13 protein-coding genes are annotated in these 19,838 nt (G+C 51.9%); 2 read left to right on the top strand and 11 right to left on the bottom strand.

Annotated elements, in window-relative coordinates:
- Positions 1 to 57 precede the first annotated feature (57 nt).
- The 7 genes from ACO0LN_RS05415 to ACO0LN_RS05385 form a co-directional block, all read right to left on the bottom strand.
- Positions 58 to 1,416 (bottom strand): sugar MFS transporter, encoded by a 1,359-nt coding sequence (locus ACO0LN_RS05415; protein WP_422971708.1) that lies wholly within the window; start codon positions 1,414 to 1,416, stop codon positions 58 to 60.
- A gap of 152 nt (positions 1,417 to 1,568) precedes the next feature.
- Positions 1,569 to 4,175, bottom strand: a complete 2,607-nt coding sequence (locus ACO0LN_RS05410; RefSeq protein ID WP_422971706.1) for a TonB-dependent receptor — start codon at positions 4,173 to 4,175, stop codon at positions 1,569 to 1,571.
- Positions 4,176 to 4,414: 239 nt separating this feature from the next.
- Positions 4,415 to 5,635, bottom strand: coding sequence for an extracellular solute-binding protein (locus tag ACO0LN_RS05405; RefSeq protein WP_422971884.1), 1,221 nt, complete (start codon positions 5,633 to 5,635; stop codon positions 4,415 to 4,417).
- A 707-nt stretch (positions 5,636 to 6,342) separates the two neighbouring features.
- Entirely contained in the window at positions 6,343 to 7,740 is a 1,398-nt protein-coding gene (locus ACO0LN_RS05400; RefSeq protein WP_422971882.1) for an ATP-binding protein, read from the bottom strand.
- 61 nt (positions 7,741 to 7,801) lie between these two features.
- On the bottom strand, positions 7,802 to 8,518 hold the full coding sequence (locus ACO0LN_RS05395) for a response regulator (protein WP_422971704.1): 717 nt from the start codon (positions 8,516 to 8,518) through the stop codon (positions 7,802 to 7,804).
- A 27-nt stretch (positions 8,519 to 8,545) separates the two neighbouring features.
- Positions 8,546 to 9,862, bottom strand: a complete 1,317-nt coding sequence (locus tag ACO0LN_RS05390; protein ID WP_422971702.1) for an ABC transporter substrate-binding protein — start codon at positions 9,860 to 9,862, stop codon at positions 8,546 to 8,548.
- 427 nt (positions 9,863 to 10,289) lie between these two features.
- On the bottom strand, positions 10,290 to 11,786 hold the full coding sequence (locus ACO0LN_RS05385) for a glycine betaine ABC transporter substrate-binding protein (RefSeq protein ID WP_422971700.1): 1,497 nt from the start codon (positions 11,784 to 11,786) through the stop codon (positions 10,290 to 10,292).
- A 227-nt stretch (positions 11,787 to 12,013) separates the two neighbouring features.
- Between ACO0LN_RS05385 and ACO0LN_RS05380 the strand changes: the two genes are divergently transcribed.
- Positions 12,014 to 12,820, top strand: a complete 807-nt coding sequence (locus ACO0LN_RS05380; RefSeq protein ID WP_422971881.1) for a dienelactone hydrolase family protein — start codon at positions 12,014 to 12,016, stop codon at positions 12,818 to 12,820.
- A 67-nt stretch (positions 12,821 to 12,887) separates the two neighbouring features.
- Here the strand turns inward: ACO0LN_RS05380 and ACO0LN_RS05375 are convergent, their stop codons facing one another.
- The 4 genes from ACO0LN_RS05375 to ACO0LN_RS05360 all read right to left on the bottom strand — a co-directional run bounded on the left by ACO0LN_RS05375 (position 12,888) and on the right by ACO0LN_RS05360 (position 17,948).
- Positions 12,888 to 14,045: a glycerophosphodiester phosphodiesterase gene (locus tag ACO0LN_RS05375; protein ID WP_422971698.1), complete on the bottom strand. Its 1,158-nt coding sequence runs from the start codon at positions 14,043 to 14,045 to the stop codon at positions 12,888 to 12,890.
- 240 nt (positions 14,046 to 14,285) lie between these two features.
- Positions 14,286 to 15,350: an alkene reductase gene (locus tag ACO0LN_RS05370; protein WP_422971696.1), complete on the bottom strand. Its 1,065-nt coding sequence runs from the start codon at positions 15,348 to 15,350 to the stop codon at positions 14,286 to 14,288.
- Between the two features lie 222 nt (positions 15,351 to 15,572).
- On the bottom strand, positions 15,573 to 16,160 hold the full coding sequence (locus ACO0LN_RS05365; protein WP_422952413.1) for a TetR/AcrR family transcriptional regulator: 588 nt from the start codon (positions 16,158 to 16,160) through the stop codon (positions 15,573 to 15,575).
- 384 nt (positions 16,161 to 16,544) lie between these two features.
- Positions 16,545 to 17,948: an aspartate kinase gene (locus ACO0LN_RS05360; RefSeq protein WP_422971694.1), complete on the bottom strand. Its 1,404-nt coding sequence runs from the start codon at positions 17,946 to 17,948 to the stop codon at positions 16,545 to 16,547.
- A 278-nt stretch (positions 17,949 to 18,226) separates the two neighbouring features.
- Here ACO0LN_RS05360 and ACO0LN_RS05355 point away from each other — a divergent pair, with 278 nt between their 5' ends.
- Positions 18,227 to 19,708: an FHA domain-containing protein gene (locus ACO0LN_RS05355; protein ID WP_422971693.1), complete on the top strand. Its 1,482-nt coding sequence runs from the start codon at positions 18,227 to 18,229 to the stop codon at positions 19,706 to 19,708.
- Positions 19,709 to 19,838 lie beyond the last annotated feature (130 nt).

Genomic DNA, 19,838 nt, shown 5'->3' with positions numbered 1-19,838 from the left:
CCATCCTCGTTATGACAAGAATGAGGGTATTTGTAGCATGGGATTCTGGGAGTTAACTTACCCTGCCTGATCCACCCTCTCTAATCTCCTCTCACATGTACCCCAGCTCCTCAACTTATGTCCCTTCACTGCATAAAAGAAAATCATCAGATAACAAGGCAGCATGACCCAGTAGGCGGTTTGGGAGTTGCCTGCGTCTGAGAATTTACCGTACAGCATGGGCAGCAGTGCGCCGCCGGCGATGCCCATGATGAGCAGGGCGGAACCGGCTGCGGTGTATTTGCCCAGGCCTTGCAGGGCCAGTGGCCAGATGGATGGCCAGACCAGGGCGTTGGCCAGGCCCAGCATGGCGAGGAACATGACGGTATTCGGTACCACTGGCACGCCTGCCCAGCCGACTATTGCCTGGGCAATACTGGTGTCGGTGGCGGAGCTGGTGGCGACGCCAACGGTGAACAGCAGGCCGCTCACTGCCGAGAACAGCAGGGCAGTTTTTTGTGTCATCAGTTTGGGGATGGTGGTGGCACCGAGGATATAGCCTATGACCATGAAGCTCATGGTGTATGAGGTCAGTACGGTGTAGTTGTGCACACCGAGGTTGCGGCCATACAGGCCTATGGTGTCACCGGCGATGACTTCAACACCGACATAGGCAAACAGCGACAATGCGCCCAGTACCAGTTGCGGGTATTGCAGCACGCCCCATCTGGTGACTTCGGGCTGGTTTTTTTCTTCTTCTGCCCGCAATTCCGGCAGTGAAGAAAAATGCACAATAAGCATGACCACCAGCAAGCCAGCCGCCATGATGGCATAGGGATAGACCAGGCGCGATGACAGTTCAGAGCGCAAGGCCAGACGGCCAGCATGATCAAGTGCGGCCAGTGCAGTGTCAGAATATTTTTCTATACCGGACAAGATCAATGCAGAAAACACCAGTGGCACAACGATACCCGCGCCCTTGTTGAACAGGCCCATGATACTGATACGCATGGCAGCGCTCTCGCGTGAACCTATACAGACGATGTAAGGGTTGATGGCGGTTTGCATCAGCGTCATGCCGGTTGCCAGTGTGAACAGGGCCAGCAAAAAGAAGGCGTAGTAGCTGGTCTTTGCGGCGGGGATAAACAGTAATGCACCCACTGCCATGATGCCCAGGCCCAGTGTCATGCCGTTCTTGTAGCCGGTACGGCTGAGTATGGCGGCAGATGGCAGGGCCATGACGGTGTAGGCGATATAAAATGCAAATGTCACCCATAGCGCCTGGAAGTTATTGAGGTCGCAGACTATTTTTAAAAACGGGATCAGCGAGCCATTGAGCCAGGTGGCAAAGCCCAGGATAAAAAACAAGAGGCTGATAAAGAACATGGCAACGACCACATCCTTTGTTGATCCCGTTGCTTGATCATTGTTGTTCATGAGGTGTTCCAGACATATTTTAAATGGTCACTTGAGCTGACGAACTATCATCGTTCTTGCCGGGACATCGGGCAAAAAAGCCTCCCCCACAGAGTAATCAGGGGAGGCTTTGTGCTACTGGCCTGAATTGCTCCTGGCCATCATCGTGCAGATCAGAACTTGGCCCTGACACCTACGCTGTAACGTGCGCCGTTTTCATACACGCCAACTGGCAGGCCATCCGTGGTGTTGGTGCGTATCACAGAATTGGTCAGGTTGACGGCTGTCGCAAACAGGCTGATCTTTGGTGTGATGTCCCAGTTGGCTGTAGCGTCCCACTGGCCATAGGCGCTGGTAACATCCTGGCCGCCTTCATCCAGGCCACCGTAAGATTTGGAACGGTAGTTATACGACAGGCGGAGACTGATGCCGTTCTTCTCGTAATAACCGCTGGCATTCAACTGATTGCGTGAGTTGCCGATGACATTCAGTTTTTGTCCACCAGCAATGGAGCCAGCTTTTGCATCAGTGAAGGTGTAGTTCACGATGGCACCAAAACCATTACCAAAAGCTTGTTGCCATTGCAGTTCCAGACCATTGATGACCGCGCCATTGTCGGCATTATGCGGACGTGTTACCGGGCGCGTTACGCCACCGACATTTTCTTGTGCGGTCGAGGTGTAAATGAAGGTATCCAGGCGTTTGGTGAACAATGTTGCAGACAACATCGATGCATCAGCAAAATACCATTCTGCACCTATCTCTGCCTGGTCAGCATGGTAAGGCTTGAGCAAAGGATTACCTGCGGTGGCTGCATTGGTGGTGCCGCTGACTTCGGTACTGGCGCTGAGGTCGCTGTAGGTGTTACGTGCCATGACGCGGGCTATGGCACCGCGTATGATCAGGTCTTTGCGCAAGTCATATACGACGTTCAGGCTGGGCAAAGCATCGTTGTAAGTACGTGTCGTGCTGCCGATGACATAATTGCCTTTGCCGGTCAGGTCCTGGTAGGCTTCAGATGTCTGTTCAGTCTTGACCAGGCGTACACCGAAGTCACCGCGCCATTTGTCTGCAGCAAAATCAGCCTTGACATAAGCTGCCGTAATCTTCTCTTGTATCTTGTAGTACTCGCCCTTGGCTTCGTTATAGACCATGCCTTTGTCGTACATGGCAAAGCCCTTGCTGGCGGCCAGTGCATCGTTAACCCATGCATATTGGGTCAATGAACCAGAGGTTGCTGCAGCCTGGCTCAGCAGTGGTGATGGGCCAGTGGACAGATCAGCCAGACTCAAAGATTGCCAGCCGGTGCTGCCAGGGCCTACCGTGCCTATGGTGCGGTGATTTTGCACGGTGTTGTCGCGGTATTTCAGGCCCAGCTTGATGTCCTTGATGAAAGAGCCAGTCAGATCCCATGTCAGGTCACCCTGTACATAGTTTTCTTTGCTTTCCATCTTGCGTATCCAGTCACGTGCATTTTGCAGCGTGAGCTTGGTTGGGTCGAGTGGGCTCATGTCGAGGTAAGACACTTCATAAGTATCTGGCGCGATATTCACAGTTGCACGGGTATTGCCAGTAAACCAGAAATTGCGGTCATGCTTGCTGCCGCCTTCGGCAGAGGTGGAACCTAACTGGCCATGCAGTTTCCAGCCATCGCCTTCATAATTGCCTTCCAGATCAAGTATCTTGGATTTGATATAGGCTTCGCGGTAGATAGGCTCAAACGAAACGCCAGTTGTCGGACCGACTGTGCCGCCGACTACTGCCTTGGTGCCGTCAGAGGTCGTGATGAAACGCGGGTTGGTGATACGGATAACATTATTGCCATCTGCCAGGCCACCTATTTGCCACAGGTAGTTCTGGTTATTATTATCCATGTTCATGTCTGAATTGATGTAATTCAGGGAGATATCGCTGTCACGGTTAGGCTTGATCTGCAAGGTCACATTGCCAGTCGTGCGTTCACGGTCCTGGCGGAAAATCGCAGAACCACCGCCCCAGGATGCATAAGCATTTGGTGTGACTACATTATTTTGATCGACGATGGTGTACTTGGTGGAATCAGTAAAATTCTCCAGACCATCGCGACGCATCGTGCGCTTTTGCTTGCTCAGGGACAGCAAGACACCCAGCGTGTTTTCATCATTCTTCCAGTTCACCAGGCCAGAGATTTGCGGGTCGGTTTTCTTGGGCAGATCAGAATAAGTTGCCTCCAGCGAGAATTGTGCTGTCAAAGGTGTTTTGAATTGCAAAGGCTTGCGCGTCTTGACATTGACCAAACCGCCTATGCTGCCCTCATCCAGATCAGCAGATGGGCTTTTGTAAACATCAAGACTGCCTACCAGTTCAGAAGGCAGGATGTCATAGTTGAAGCCACGGCTTTGTGAATCGTTTTTCCACCAGTAAGCAGAAGCGACTGACTGACCATTCAACTGCGTCATGTTCAGGCTTTTGTCGGTACCGCGTACAAAAATGTCGCGGCCTTCACCCCAGGTACGGTCAACAGAAATGCCAGGCACGCGCTGCAACGAATCAGCGACGTTTTTGTCAGGGAATTTGCCGAGGTCTTCTGAATTGACTGTATCCACAATATTTTGCGAATCGCGTTTGCCAGCCAGATTTTTTTTCAGTGTATCGCGTATGCCGCGCACTTCTACGACTTGTGAGCCTGGTGCAGCTTCTGCTGTTTCATCAGCAGCATAGACGATATTAAACGCGGTGGTGCTGACGATCAGGGCAATCAGTTGCGGTAACAGCTTCTTCTTGAATACGGGGGTGTTCATGCAAATCTCCTTCAGTTGGTTTTACTCGTTGGTATCACATCTTCTTCTTTTGGCGCAGCAATTTTGACCTCGTTCTGAATTGCTTTAATCAAGGCAAAAAATCTTTACTATTTTCTTTATTCTCGTAATTTTCACTTGCGCATCAAGCGCTAAAAAAAGCCGACGCCGCGCTGGGCGTCGGCAAATCAATCATACGACTTGGGGGAGGTATGATCTTAACGCTTGAACTGCTTAAACTCTCATCGTTTAAACTTACTTGCACTTGCAACACTGTTTTGTATTCTTGCGGCTGCTTCCTTGCCGGTGACCGTGCCATTCAATAGATCGGCATTCACATTCCATAATTCCTGCTCCATGCTCGGTTGGCCACGGTTCAATATCTGTGCATTGACGCGTATGCTCGATTCACACACTGTCCGCCATTCCATCATCTGTTTTCCTATGGGGTCGCGCACGGCGATCAGATGATTCGACAAAGAGAAAAATCCGGTGACGCGATTGGTATACAGGTCAGCAAATTCTTGTGAGCCCAGCCATTCGAGAAACTTGTAGGCATCTTCTTTATTGCGGGATTTTTTATTGATGCCTATGCCTATATCCATATGATCGAGGATGTAGCACTTGTCACCAGTTGCACGCACGGGGGGCGCAAACACGCCAAAATCCAGACCCTGCACCTGATTGAAATAAGAGATATCCCATGAACCAACTGGATAAACCGCCGCCTTGCCAGAAGCGAATTGATGCTGACTGTCGCTATAGGTTTGCGTGCTGGCCGTACTGGGCAGATACGAGCCCAGTTTGGCCGCATAATCAAAGGCGGCGACATACTGAGCATCAGTAAATTTTGCCTTGCCAGCGATAAGCGCCTTGCGGCCTGCTTCACCATGCCAGTAGTTGGGGCCTATGCTGGTGAACAGGGTTTGTGTGGCTTCCCATTTTTCTGCTGTGCCCAAGGCGAGTGGAACATAGCTGCCATTCTTTTTTACCGCATCCAGTACTGTCAAAAATTCAGCCTGGGTTTTTGGTGCCTGCAGATTGAGTTTCTTGAAGATTTTTTTGTTGTACAAGAAGCCGTGGATGACAGAAGCCACCGGCATGCAAAAAGTCGCTTTCGCATCATCGGTTTGCCATGCCAGCAAGGCGGTCGCTTCAAAATGTTCCATGCCCGGTTTGCCATCCAGTTTTTCGAGATAGCCTTTGTTATACAAAGACTGCGATACATCAAACGGACGGCAGGCTACCAGGTCACCCGCTGTGCCATTGGCAAAATGTGCTTGCAGGCTGCTGTCGTATTCTGTCGGCGTAGTTGGTGCAAAGCGTATGTCTATGCCGGGGTGACGTTTGGCGAATGCCGGTATCAGGACTGTTTCCCACAAGGCCTTGTCATCCACGCGCCAGCTTTCCAGGACAAGCGTGCCAGCATTGGCAGTGCTCATCATGGCGGTGGCGCATAACATGGCGATGTGGGGGATGCGGTTCAAAAGAGATCCTGTTAAGAATATTTATTCGGTAATACACTTTTAAATCCCCTCCCCTTCAAGGGAGAGGGTTAGGGTGGGGATGGGTTTCGGTTGATTGACCTGAAGTCAAATTGCGTTAGAAACCCATCCCCATCCCAACCTTCCCCTTGAAGGGGAAGGAGCTCCAACAGTCCCAACCACTCCACCGCGCCGCTTGGAGGCGGCTTGGAAATTTGTGGCGCAAAGCATGCTTTGCGAATTCCCACAAATCTCCCCTTGAAGGGGAAGGGGTTAAAACAATTCCGGTTGATTCATTGCGTCGCTAACAAATCAATCGATATAAATAAATTACTTGAAACCGATACTAGCAATGCGATGAATGTAATGCCACTTGCATATCTGTTTAGTGCGTCTTTCCATAAGTGATTGATTTATTGGGAGTTTGTGTGAACTGGTCAGGTGAACAGCTTACAAATCCTTACCCGGTTTTTGCGCTGGCATTGCCGTTCGCTAGGGTGTGGATGATTTACAGATGTGTGAATTCCTAAGTTGGTAAAACTTAACTTAAGAATTCCTTACAAAACTTTACAAAAGTCCAGATGCAGGTGTTGCGATTCGCGCAGAGGGAGGTCAGCTTGTCGTCGAACGAAAAGCAAAAGCAAGCAGGAGAGAAAGAGATCTTGAAATGCGAGTGAAATGCCAGGTCAGGCATTACCCTCGCTGGGCAGGGTAATGATGGCCTTCAAACCGCCATCAGTATGGTTTTCGAGCACCAGTGTACCGCCATGGGCTTCGATGACGCTACGGGCTATACCCAGCCCCAGACCCATGCCGCTTTCATTCTGGCTGCGGCCATGCACCAGACGTACATAGGGATCAAACAGGCTGGGCAGAGCATCTTCTGGTACGCCTGGGCCGTGGTCGCGTACTTCTATGATGACGCTATCAGCAACAGCACGCACGCTGATTTCTGCACGCTCGCCATAGTAGAGGGCATTGTCGAGCAGATTGCCTATTGCACGTTTCAGCGCCAGTGGTTTGCCATGTACTGTCACACCTGAATCGGTGAATGCCACATTATGTTTGGCCAGATGCGCACTGCGCACCAGTCTGCGTATCAGCGGGTCCAGCCTGACTTCAGTAGGGTTTTCATGAATGTCGCTATCTTTCACGCATTGCAAAGCTCCCTTGACCATCATGTCGAGGTCATCCAGGTCTTCTTCAAATTCACCACGCAAGACATCATCGTCGAGTAATTCTGAGCGCAGCTTGAGGCGTGTGATAGGCGTGCGCAGATCGTGTGAGATGGAGATGAACAGGCGTTCGCGGTCTTCGATATAGCTTTGTATGCGCTGGCGCATGGCGCTGAAGGCGCGTGCGGTGTTGATGAATTCCTTGCTGCCTGTTTCTGGCAAGTCTGGCACCTGCTCACCCTTGCCAAAGGCTGCTGCCGCATCTGACAAGGCCGCCAGTGGCCGCGTGATCCAGCGTACCACCATGATGGAGAGCAGCAATACCGAAGCCAGTGACAGGCCCTGCAAGACCAGGCGGTCAAAAGACAGAGGATCATTGCCCTTCAAGAAATAAGGGTTGGGCATGAGGGCCGCCAGATATAACCAGTTGCCTGGTTCCAGCTCGGTCTGTATTACCAATACTGGCGCAGGTTCAGGTTTGATCAGCAGGATATGCTGCACCCAGCTCTCAGGCAGGTCGGTGATACGCGTGCCGTCGACAGAGGTCGTCAGTTGATCTGGCCAGGCGAAAGCCAGTTTGAATTCGGGATATTGCGGCAAGTCAGACTTGAGGGTATTGCCAACCTTGCCAAGCACTGTATGGGCCAGCGCCTGTGATTCTATTTCTGTGATCGGTACATAGGCATTATTTGCCTGTACAAAAAAACGCGTGCCCCCCATCTCGCGGAATTGCTGTATCAGCACGGTACGGTAATTAGGCGGCAGGCTGCGAAAAAATCGTATCGCACTTGACGCACTGTGCGCCAGGTATTGTGCTGCCGTGGTGGCTTCTATCTCGGCCTTCGCACGTTGTTGAGTGGTCCAGATGGCACTGCCTACCAGTTGCGTCAGCAGCACGCCGCACACCATGACCAGCGATAGACGGCCCAGTAGCGATTGTGGCAGCCAGCGCCTCAGCACGATGGCAGGTTCAGGCACTGGCCGCGCTCACGTCAGCAGAGAATACATAACCGGCCCCGCGCACGGTCTTGATCAGGGTAGGCTGTTTACTGTCATCCTTGAGTAGCAGGCGCAGGCGGCTGATCTGTACGTCGAGTGAGCGATCCAGTGGGCCAGCATCGCGGCCACGGGTTTCTTCTGACAGCACATTGCGGTCGAGTACATCGCCCGGGTGTTCGACAAAATACTTCAGCAATTGATAATCGAGCCCCGTCAGTGCCACCAGTTCACCGGTGTTGTCGGTGACCTTACGTTCTATCAGGTCCAGCGTGAAGCCCAGGAAGCGGTAATAGCGCGGCGCTGACGCCACATCGGCAATTGCCGTACGGCGTAGTATGGCCTTGATACGTGCCAGCAGTTCGCGGGGATTATAGGGCTTGGCGATGTAGTCGTCGGCACCCAGCTCCAGCCCGACGATGCGGTCAGTGTCATCTGAACTTGCAGTCAGCATGATGATGGGGATATTTGATTTTTGCCGCACCACCTTGCACAGGGCAAAGCCATCGGTATCGGGCAACATGACATCAAGTATCACCAGTGACAACTGATTCATCTGGCTATTGAATTCAGCGACGAAGCTCTCGCCATTGTGCGAGAGGATGACTTCATACTGATTTTTCTCCAGATAGGTTTTCAGTAATACCCGGGTTTTCTGGTCATCATCAACGATCAGTATTTTGCGCGTCATCTTTGTCTGCCTCACATCTTATGGAGTTTATTTTTTGTTATTGCCAAATGTCTTGTACATCGCCACCAGCCTGGCCTGGGTGTCTGCAGTGCTGACTGTGGTATCGATAAAGTAGCGGTGTATCACTGCGATGATGGCATCCTTGCTGGTTTCATCGGTAGCCATGCGGTGTACCAGGCTGGGCGCTTGCGTCGCTGCGCCCTGGGCAAAGACATTCCAGGATGCACGCGCACAGCTGTCCATACGCGCCGGATCAGCATCACGCCTTACCGATACCGAGCCCTTGACGGCATTGTAGTCAGCCTGCACCGCTGGCGTGGCGACCAGGCGGGCCAGTTTTTCCTGCGCCGTGATGCGTGAATAATCATTGGTGAACATCGAAAAGGTATCGACGCTATACATATGGTATTTGCCTGTACCCGGCATGGCTGTGCAGGAGAAGGCCTCGTCGGTGACAAAACCGCCGTCATTGAGCTCACCCTTGACCCAGTCGCCGGTGATCATCATTGCCGCTTCATTTTTTGAAAACTGCTTCACCACTTCTGTCCACGGACGTTCATCGACAGGATTATTCATCCAGCTTTTCATCTGGCGCAAACGTTCCAGTGCATGGCTGAAGCGTTTGTCCATGACAGCCTGGGCATTTTGTTTGACGAATAATTCGCGATGGTATTCAGGCCCGCCCTCGGCCAGTATCAGGTTTTCAAACAAAGTGGCGACTTGCCAAGGTTCGCTACTTTGTGCCAGTGGTATCAGGCCTGCAGCTTTCAGCCTGGCTGCAACCGTGACCAGCTCATCCCAGTTATCTGGTGGTGACAGCTTCAGCGTGCTGAATATTTTCTTGTTATAAAACAGGGTGTTGATGCGATGTATGCCTAGCGGCGCCGCCACCACATGCTTGCGGTGCTGTATCAGGTTTTGTATGGTCGGGAAGAAACTGGTATTCCATTTATTGGCCGCCGCAACCTTGTCCAGCTCCAGCAAGAAGCCCAGGTCTGCCCATTCGCGTATCGAGACACCAATAATTTGCGTGACCTCGGGCGCATCATTCGCCAACACGCGGCTCTTCAATACTTTGCCCGCCCCTATGCCTGCACCGCCGGGTATGCCAGCATCGCGCCAGGTGATGCCTTCATCCGCCATGCGCGCCACCAGCAGGCTGGCTGCCTTGCGTTCGCTGGCAGAAGTCCACCAGTGCAAGACTTGCAGCGTGCTGTCGGATTGTGGTGAGGCTGCATGAACTTTGACTGTGCAAAACGCCACGCACAAAACCCCAAGCGCCGCCGCCCTGGCAAAGCGCCAGGCTGGTGGTGATGCAGCGAGATGATGGACGGGCGAAATCAAAAGAGCTTTTCTGGGCAGGTTATTGCAGCAGGGAAATCAGGTTTTCAGGCTTGATCAGGAAGATCGAACCGGATGCATATTACCAAAGGGGGCTGCTTTCTGGTAGGCATTGTTCTTTTGTGTTCAAGTAGAAATTGTAGGTTGGGCTACGCTTTATCAGCCCAACACTGGGCATAAACAAACGTATACGTCATTTAAACGTTGAGTGTTGGGCTGGTAAACCGTAGCCCAACCTACGAACTGGGACAATTTTGCGTAAGCCCTTTCTTTGTGTACTCAGTGCCCTGTAGAGTCGTTGTTTTCAAGAGATAAAACAATGGAAATTGTAGGTTAGGCCGGGCCTCGCTAGGCTACGGGGTATCAGCCCAACCTACACTAGTCGTAGGCCTTCTATATTTCTTTAAGAGTGACCAGCATCGTATTTTGATCAATCCCTTTTCCTCACGACCACCCTCTCCAGCAAATCAAACCCCCATTGCGTCAACAAAGCCAGAGCCGCGGCAGGCAAGGCACCTGCCAGCAGCATCTGATTATCATTCAAGGCCAGGCCTATGGTGATGCGTTCACCGTAACCACCGGCACCGATGAAGGCGGCGATGGTTGCCGTACCTACGCTCATGACTGCTGCGGTTTTAACGCCTGCCAGTATCATCGGCAAGGCCAGAGGCAAGTCTATATTCAACAAGCGGTCTCGCGATGACAGCCCCAAGGCTTGCGCTGCCAGGCGTAAACCGGTTGGCACTTGCACCAGACCTACACAGGTATTGCGGACTATGGGCAGCAGGGCATATAGCGACAGGGTAATCAGGGCTGGGACAAAACCTATCCGGCCCAGCAGTGGGATCAACATCGCCAGCAAGGCCAGTGAGGGGATGGTTTGTAAAATGCCGACAGTCGCCATGACAACTGCACGCAAGCGTGGGGCAAAGGCGGCGATGATGCCCAACGGGATACCCACTAAACAGGCTAACGCAACTGACAGCAATACCAGCGTCAGATGCTGCCAGGTCAGCTTCAAAAAATCTTCACCAAATAATTTGGACATGAAGCCTGCGCGTTCAACATTTGCCGGTGACTTTGCCACAAATTGCTGCGCCGCCTGCGCAAAGCTCAGGCCATCAATTTCCACTGCCGCATTCATCGCTATCATTTGCGCATTGTCTATCTTGCCCTCCAGTTTCTGTATGGCTGCCCAGGCTTGCGGGAAGCGGGCGGGGACATCCAGTCTGTACAGCAAAACGGCGTCATAACGCGGGAAGTAATTTGTATCATCCACCAATACGCGCAAGCCCAGTTGTTTGATCTTGGCATCGGTGGAATAAATATCGATGACATCTACCTGTTTTGCAGTCAGGGCTTCATAAGCGATGCCATGATCCAGCCCACTGGCTTGTTGCGGCAAGCGATAACGTTTGACCAAGCCCGGCCAGCCATCGGCGCGGCCCAGAAATTCATGCGATAGTCCAAAGCGTAAATCAGTTTTTGCCGCCAGATCAGTCAGTGATTTTATGTCAGGAGCATCAGGCCGCATCGCCAATGCGTAGGTATTATTAAAGCCCAAAGGCACAGATACGCCCAGGCCCTGTTTAGCCAGTTCTGTCTGCATCTCCTGCATGCTGATTGCGTTTTCATGCTTGAGTATCTCGGTATTGATGGTACCCATATACTCTGGATAGACATCAATGCTGCCATTCTTGAGTGCATTGAAGACAATGGCAGTATTGCCCAGCCCTTGCTGATGTAGGGCAGGATTATGTGCTGCCGCAGTTTGCGTCAGGATTTCTCCCAGCACATAGGATTCAGTAAAGCGCTTGGAGCCAACTTTGAGTGTATCGGCGGCTTGTGCCTGTACTGCAAAACTGCTTAGTAATAACAGTTTCAAGGCTAAAGACAAAAGGTATTGCAGCCTGCACCAGATCAGCATGGGTTTGTGCTCCGCTAAATTGTGATCGAAACTGCGATTGACGGTACCGTATTCTACATGCCGTTTGCAAATGTCCAATTCCGCCTTGATTCTGGCGGAACTGCCGCTATTCCTGTGTCTGACTCAGACCTACACTGCAAGCTCCAGATAAATCAGGAGTCGCCATGTCAAGCGCAGGAACTACGCACATACCAATTGCAGTAAGCACATTTAGCACTAAACAGGATATGCATGCCGATGACCCACTTAGTGATTTCAGCGCACGCGAGATCACGCTTAATGAAGTCAGCAAGCGTGTCTATGTTGCAGGATCTGGGCCTGCCGTTATCGTCATGACAGAGATGCCGGGCATCAGCCCGCATGTGGCACGCTTTGCGCGCTGGGTGCGTGATGCTGGTTTTACGGTGTATATGCCCTCTTTGTTCGGGCGAGATGGCGTCGTGGTATCAGCAGAAGAGGGAGCGGCTGTATTTCAGAAAGCCTGCGTCAGTGCAGAGTTCCGCGCCTTTGCAGGTAAAGGCTCCAGCCCGGTAACGCTATGGCTGAGGGCGCTGGCAAGACTTGCACATGAAAATTCTGGTGGCCCTGGTGTGGGGGCGATAGGTATGTGCTTTACCGGTAATTTTGCTTTATCGATGATGCTGGAGCCTGCCGTACTTGCGCCAGTGGTATCGCAGCCATCCTTGCCTATGGATGATCCGGCAGGTACAGGTATAGATGCTGCCGACTTGCAAGCTGTACGCCAGCGTCTTGAAGCAGAAGGCCTGACTGTCATGGCTTATCGCTTTGCGGGCGACGCATTTTGCCGTGCCCAGCGCTTTGCGGCATTTTCAGAAGCCTTGGGTGAGCGCTTCGTCAGCAAGGTATTGCCTGACAGCGCTGCCAATCAGGATACTGCTCCCTTCTTCAAACGATACGTAACAACGCCGCATAGCGTGGTGACCGCGCACCTGATCGATGAGACAGGTCAGCCAACCATCGCTGCGCGGAATGAAATGCTGGCTTTCTTTGCCCATCGCTTGAAGCAAGCCTAAGAAAGAATGTGCAAAAAAAAATGCCTGGATCAATATCCAGGCATTGGCATTAACACTTTAAAGGAGTTTACTTCTTGAACGCGGTCACCGCAGCACGGCCAACGGCTGGATCATCTGTGAAGAAGCCATCGATACCGGCTTTCAAATAAGCCGTGATCTCAGCGATAGAGTCACCACGCTGCGTCAGTGAGGCAGGGTCACCGAGACGCATGCTAGGTGGCAGGAAAGGATTTTCCGGGCGCAATGTCCAGGTATGTACTTTCAAGCCAGCAGCATGCGCATCAGCAACAAAGCTGGTCGCCGCGCCCAGTTCATTTTTCGCATCACGCGGGATGATGACTTCCTTGTACGGTGATACTGCATCGGCATATTGCGCGATTTCTTTCAAACCTGCTGGTGTGACGAGGTCGGCATAAGTGCGGTTGCTGCCAGCAGCGATGAAGTCATACGGTGCATTGCGCGGTACGCCATTGACTGGCGGGTTCAGTGGATTATCGACCAATTGCACCAGACGTATGTCTGTCATGCCACGCAATTCTTTCAGGTTCGCCACTTCAAAAGACTGGATGAAGACCGCGGCATTTTTGCCCTTGTAGCCATTCGCCACCAAAACATCAACCAGGCGCTTTTCCAGCGGCAGGCCTATGGATTTGAAATAGGTCGGGTGTTTGGTTTCAGGGTAAATGCCAATGACGCGATTTTTTTCTTTTGCCTGCTGCTTGACCAGGTCTATCACTTCTTGCAGTGTCGGTATTTCAAACTGACCATCATAAGTCGTATTGGCAGGGCGGTTTGCCGGTATGCGTTCCTTGGCGCGTATGGTCTTCAGTTCCGCCAGCGTAAAATCTTCCGTGAACCAGCCAGTGACAGGTATACCGTCTATGGTCTTGGTAGTTTTGCGGGTAGCGAATTGCGGCAGAGTCGATACATTGGTCGTGCCGGTGATGTCATTTTCATGACGGGCCACCAATACACCATCCTTGGTGGCTACGAGGTCAGGCTCAACAATATCGGCACCGTCATCTATCGCTCTTTGATAAGAGGCCAGCGTATGTTCAGGGCGCAGTGCAGATGCACCACGGTGGCCGGTAACTGTTGGCAATGGTGGCCAGGACAGGCCGGGATTCAGAAAATCAGTTTCATTGCTACCACCGCAGGCGCTCAGGCTCATGCCTGCAAATGCCGCGCATAGCAAGCGAGCTGTATATCGGGATAAATGTTTCATCAAAGTAGTCCTCGGTATTCATTTCAAAATTCGGCCAGTACGATTGACCAGATATGCCGCGCCACCACCATGTTGGCGTTGGCAGAAATGTAAGGCTAAAGAGTTACGATATGATGACTTGAAGAAACTTCTTACAAACTGTTTCACCTCTGCTTGTTGAGGGCAAGACAAAAAAAAGCCAGCCCGAACTGGCTGGCCTTTCACGCATATTACTTGTGCTGGACTTGCATGTGCTACATATTACGCAGCTTGCAGGCTAGGATAATCCGTATAGCCTTTTGCACCCGGTGTATAGAAAGTCGCTGCATCAGGTGCATTCAAAGCCGCACCTTGCTTGATACGTGCAGGCAGGTCAGGGTTGGCCAGGAAACTGGTACCAAAAGCTACCGCATCCAGTGTGGCGTTACTGATCGCTTGCGCTGCTTCTTCAGCGTTGTAACCCATATTGCCGATCAACACACCTTTGTAGTTGGCGCGTGCAACGGTCATTACATCACCAGTCTGTGCCTGGAAGAAGTCAGAACGCATCAGGTGCAAATATGCCAGATTGAATTCATTCAGACGTGTCGTCAGATAAGAAATCAGGGCCAGTGGGTCGCTGTCCTTCATGCTGTTATAGCTGTTAATTGGGGACAGACGCAGGCCAACTTTATCAGCGCCAATTGCAGCACTGACTGCAGTCAATACTTCAAACAAAAAGCGTGCGCGGTTTTCTATCGAGCCACCATAGCTGTCTGTGCGCTTGTTGGCACTGTCACGCAGGAACTGATCAATCAGGTAGCCATTCGCACCATGCACTTCTACGCCATCAAAGCCGGCAGCAATCGCATTTTTTGCGCCTTGTGCATAAGCGGCAACCAAGGCCGGAATTTCATCCAGACGCAATTCGCGTGGCACTGCATTTGGGATTTTACCGTCTGGTGTATGCACTTCGCTGTCAATCGCGATAGCGCTAGGGCCGACGTTTTCAACACCATTGTTGAATGCCGGAACAGCAGCACGGCCAGCGTGCCAGATCTGCATGAAAATCTTGCCGCCCTTTGCGTGCACGGCGTCAGTCACGACTTTCCATGCAGCGATTTGTTCTGCATTGTAGATGCCTGGTTCAGCATAAAAAGCGGAGGTATTTTCAGCCACCATCGTGCACTCAGTCACGATCAGGCCTGCGGTGGCGCGTTGACTATAGTATTCCGCCATCAGAGCGTTGGGCATATGACCAGCATCAGCACGTGCACGTGTCAGCGGGGCCATCAGGATGCGGTTAGCGAGGGATACAGAACCGGTTTGCAGAGGATTGAATAACATTTCTTAATTCCTTTATTGGGCGTGTTGGGGCAGCAAAAAAACTTGAGGGCGAACTTATGAAAAAACTTATTGGGTAAGCAAATCCAGAACTCTATGTGTAGCCAACCCAGGGTACTTCAAGATAAAAATTAGACTGGTCGTCTAGAAAAAACTTATAAGAATAAATGTTTTATTACTATTGTTTGCTAAGAGGAATATGTTTCTTGTTTCAGGCTCAAAACTTTACAGCTTGAGCATCTTGCGGGTGGCTAACATGGCACTCTCCAGCGCACTCATGTCACGCCGCATCTTGGTCAGCAAGCCTGCACCCAGCCACATCTGGTACAGGGTCAGTGCGCATGCATCAGCATCCAGGTCTGCAGGTAGCGAACCGTCGATGATACCTTCACGCATGCAATCGGCCAGCTTGGCAATGATACTGTCCGTACCACGCTGCAAGGTGACTCGCATGGCTTCAGACAAGTCAGACACCTCGCCACCGAGTTTGGTCGCCAGGCACTGGCACTGCACGCCCTCACCCGGGCGCTCCGGTAACCAACCCTGCCAGTAACGCATGAGGCGTTTGGCTGCCGGTATATCCTGATTTTTCAACACCACATCAACTGCTGCCAGGTAGCCGGCAAAATAATCTTCGAGCAAGGCTTCGCCAAATAATTCCTTGGACTTGAAATAATGATAAAACGAGCCCTTGGGTACTGCCGCCGCCTTCAACACCTCATTCAGGCCGACCACAGAAAAGCCCTTGCCCAGGATAATGGGCTTGGCTGTATCCAGGATGTGTTGCCTGACATCGGTGCGCGGAGTGTTCATAGCTTGAATTCTAAAACAAATTAGACCAGTCGTCTAGTGATTTTTTGTAGCAAAATGTGTCGAGAAGGCGACGAGAGCAGGTAAATGAGATTAGTCAATTTTTGAACGTGGATGTCATAAGCCACACATATTGAGTTACTTAATTATTTGACAACAAGCGCCGCTGGGCTCCAGCCTGCGTTGGAGCGACGATTTTGAGAGTTAGGGGAATACCAAAATCGTCCTCGTTTTGAGAGCAAGAGTTCAAGGCCCATGCAAAGCAACTAGCCCCTGCCACATCGCTCCAGCGTAAGCTGGAGCCTAGTGGCTTTTGTTGATTACCATAAATTTTTTCTGGTAAACACCAGACGTTCATTAAAACAGAAGTTGCTGAGCCTCAACCTATCACCCGCCAAAAAACTCCGCATGTATCGCCTGCAAAGCCAGCTTCCTGTCCTCTTGCTGTACCAGCATATATGCGGCCACCTCGCTGGCACCCGCAGCCGCGAGGCAGACATGTACGCCAGCCGCAATCGCTGCCGACAAGGCACGGCTGGCGATTGCGCCGCCCACGTCAGACGCTTCAAGTACGCCATCGCCAACCACTGCGACAATCGCCACATCCGCGTTGCGTGACACTTCCACTACACCGGCCAGGTGATGCTCTACCAGTGCCGCATAGCCAGCATCCAGATGATCACGGGATACCAGGATATTGATGGCAGTCTGCGCCGTCAGCACGCTCTTGATATTGATGCCGTTTGCATCCAGGGTATTGGTCACCTGCGCCAGGATGCCGGGCTTGAAGCCTACACCAGGGCCATGCAGTTTCAGTATCGCCACGTCTTCTGTCGAGGTGACGCTCTTCACCACATCACGCGTCACCTTGCGTTGTGCATTGATGACGGTATAGGGCAAGAGACCACGTTCAGGGCGAGTGATGTTCAAGATACGGATAGGGATATTCTGGTCGAACAAAGGCTCTACCGTGCGCGGATGCAATATCTTGGCACCGAAGTAAGACAGCTCTGCCGCTTCCAGATAATTCAATTGCGTTATTGTATGCGGTGCGCTCACTGTACCTGGGTCGGCACTGAGAAAACCATCCACGTCCTTCCATACATCCAGTGATTCTGCACCTATGCAGCACGCGATGGATGCGGCTGAGTAATCTGAGCCGCCGCGGCCAAACAGGGTCGCCTTGCCATCACGATTTACCCCATAAAAGCCCGGCACGACGATGACTTCATTGCCTTGCAAGGCTTTCGAGACAGTCGGGGCGCTCGCATCAAAATCACAGGCGGCATTGCCAAATACGCCATCGGTGACCAGACCTATGTCTTCTGGCAAGGCTTCGCGTGCGCGTATGCCATGGCTGAGCAAGACTTCGGTCAGCAACAGGCTGGACAGACGTTCACCGTAGCTGAGAATGGCATCATTGACGAAGGTGGGCACATCACCTATGCAGTGTATGCCGGTCAGATAACGGTCAAGCTGATCAAGGCGTGCTGACAAGGCTTTTTCTATACGTGCGCGGTTGGTGGCATCGCTGATATTGGCTTCCAGTATCTGCTTTTTCAGGGCGCGCAGGTTTTGTGTGTAATCCCGGCTTTCGGCCAGGGCGGCTGCGGTTCCTGCCCCTTCCCTTGCGGCTTGCACGCAAGCGATGAGGGCATTGGTAATGCCATAAAAGGCAGATACCACCAGCACCAGCGGCTGTTGGTAAGTTTGCACGACATTGACAACGCGGTTGATATCTTCAGGCTGGCGCAGATTGGAGCCACCAAATTTAACGACGATTTTTTTCATTGCAATTTCCAGGACAGGGATAGCGTGTTGATCACAGTCATCCCGCAAAGTGCGAAATGGCATATATCGAAACAACAAGGGTAATGCAGCAGGCCGTGCAGGTCAACGCGGCATCCATCTTCATCCAGCAAGCAGGCAGTAAAAAGCAGCAGTATTCCAGCATTTGATCTGGCACTGCTGCCCTTATAGTCGCATCATCGCCGTGACTGCGCATGTCGAATCCTGTACCCCACTTGCGCCCGTGCACTCATGCACTATTTGCCCCCTTGCCAGACATCATGAAAAAATGCCACAGCCCTGATCATCCTTATTGCACACACTGGGTGGCAGAGGGTGAGTCTGCATGTGCGGCGGGTCATGCACAAGCTGCTAATCCCTTGCGGCGTGAATTACTGCATGCATCTGCTGGCAAGCTGACAAAAAAAACAGATGCGCATGCACCAGCCAGCATGCATGTGCATTTTAGCGGCTATGACCCGCGTGCCGCCGGTGGCCGCCAGACCCTCAGGCTGGAATTACGCGGCATCTTGCCGGCAAATGTCACCATCATCGAAGTGCAATTACGTTGCGAGCTTATTGCCGCAGACGCAACCAGGCAACGCCTATTGCGTACTGCCTCTGGACTATGGCAACCCTTGCTGATCAGTTTTTCATCGAAAAACAAGGAGCACGGGCAATACCCGATTGAAATCAGCTTGTCGCACGAGCAAGAACCCATGGCCAGACGCAAATGGCTGTGCACCAGCGTCATCTTCGTGCCGCGTGCAGATGCCAGCCTGACAGAAATACACAGCGTTTTTCTGGCTGCGCAAAAAAATGTCAGGGTCATTGCAGAAGATGGGGCGATTGCCACACTCAGCGGGCTGGGCCAGTCTCACGGCTACGCGCAGGGCAATATGAATATAGAAATCAATGCCAGGGACGCCTCGGTGGCGAAGCTAGACATGCTGCCACCTGCAGGCAAATATGAAATCGCCATGGGGACAATAGCCTGGGATGAGGAGCTCATTGAAGTTGCGGCAGATGCAGGTGCATCAACCGCCACACCCAGGCCTGAACAAATACCGGCGCCGACGTCAGCATCGGACCGGGGAGCAGCAGTCAAGCCGGTAACTAGCAAGTCAGCAACAAAGTGCGCAATTCTGACTACCAGTCATCATCAGCCATACAATAATATCCGGCTCTTCGCCCTCGAAGAATACGTGCTTGGCCGCATGGAAGAAGAAGCACAGGCCGATATCCAGCTTAGCCACAATGCCAATAACCCGGCAGAAAATGCCAGACTGACACGCCGCATCAGCGCCAGCCATGCCATCATCCGCAGAAAAGGGATGGGCGCAGAAATCACTGACGTATCTCGATATGGCACTTTGCTGGATGGCATGGCGATGGAAAAAGACCAGGCCTATGCTTTGCGCGCAGGCATGCAGATCGAGTTTTGTGCCAGTGTCAGGGGTATAGTCAAACTGCAGGTCATGGCAGTACTGCCGCATGCCATTATTCTCAGCGACCTGGATGTCAAGACAGGGAGCGGCCTGCTATACCTGCTCAAACCTGAAACAAGACCGATGACATCGCCACCAAATATGCCTGAAGGATTGCCAAGGATATTTCATTTTCAGGATGGGTTCTGGATCAGGGATATGCTTACTGGCGAGGAAAACAGGCTCGAAAACAGGCTTGATACTAATGCAGACTTAAAGTTGCTTCCTCCAGTGCCATTGTCAAATTCCTATCCGGGAAGGGTAAATGCCCGATAGTGCTACTGAGTGAAACTGGCCTGAATGACAATATCATTGAAAATTTTTGTTAATCCGGCCAATTTGCAGGAAGGTTGACTTGGCGGCATTTACTTAGTGGGGCTGTGTGGAAACAGCATGCTTTTTCCAT

The sequence above is a fragment of the Undibacterium sp. TC9W genome (assembly GCF_049339865.1).
In the GTDB taxonomy this organism is placed as follows: domain Bacteria; phylum Pseudomonadota; class Gammaproteobacteria; order Burkholderiales; family Burkholderiaceae_D; genus Undibacterium.
Note: the sequence above shows the minus strand (reverse complement) of the source record. Positions and strands in the feature narration are given on the sequence as shown.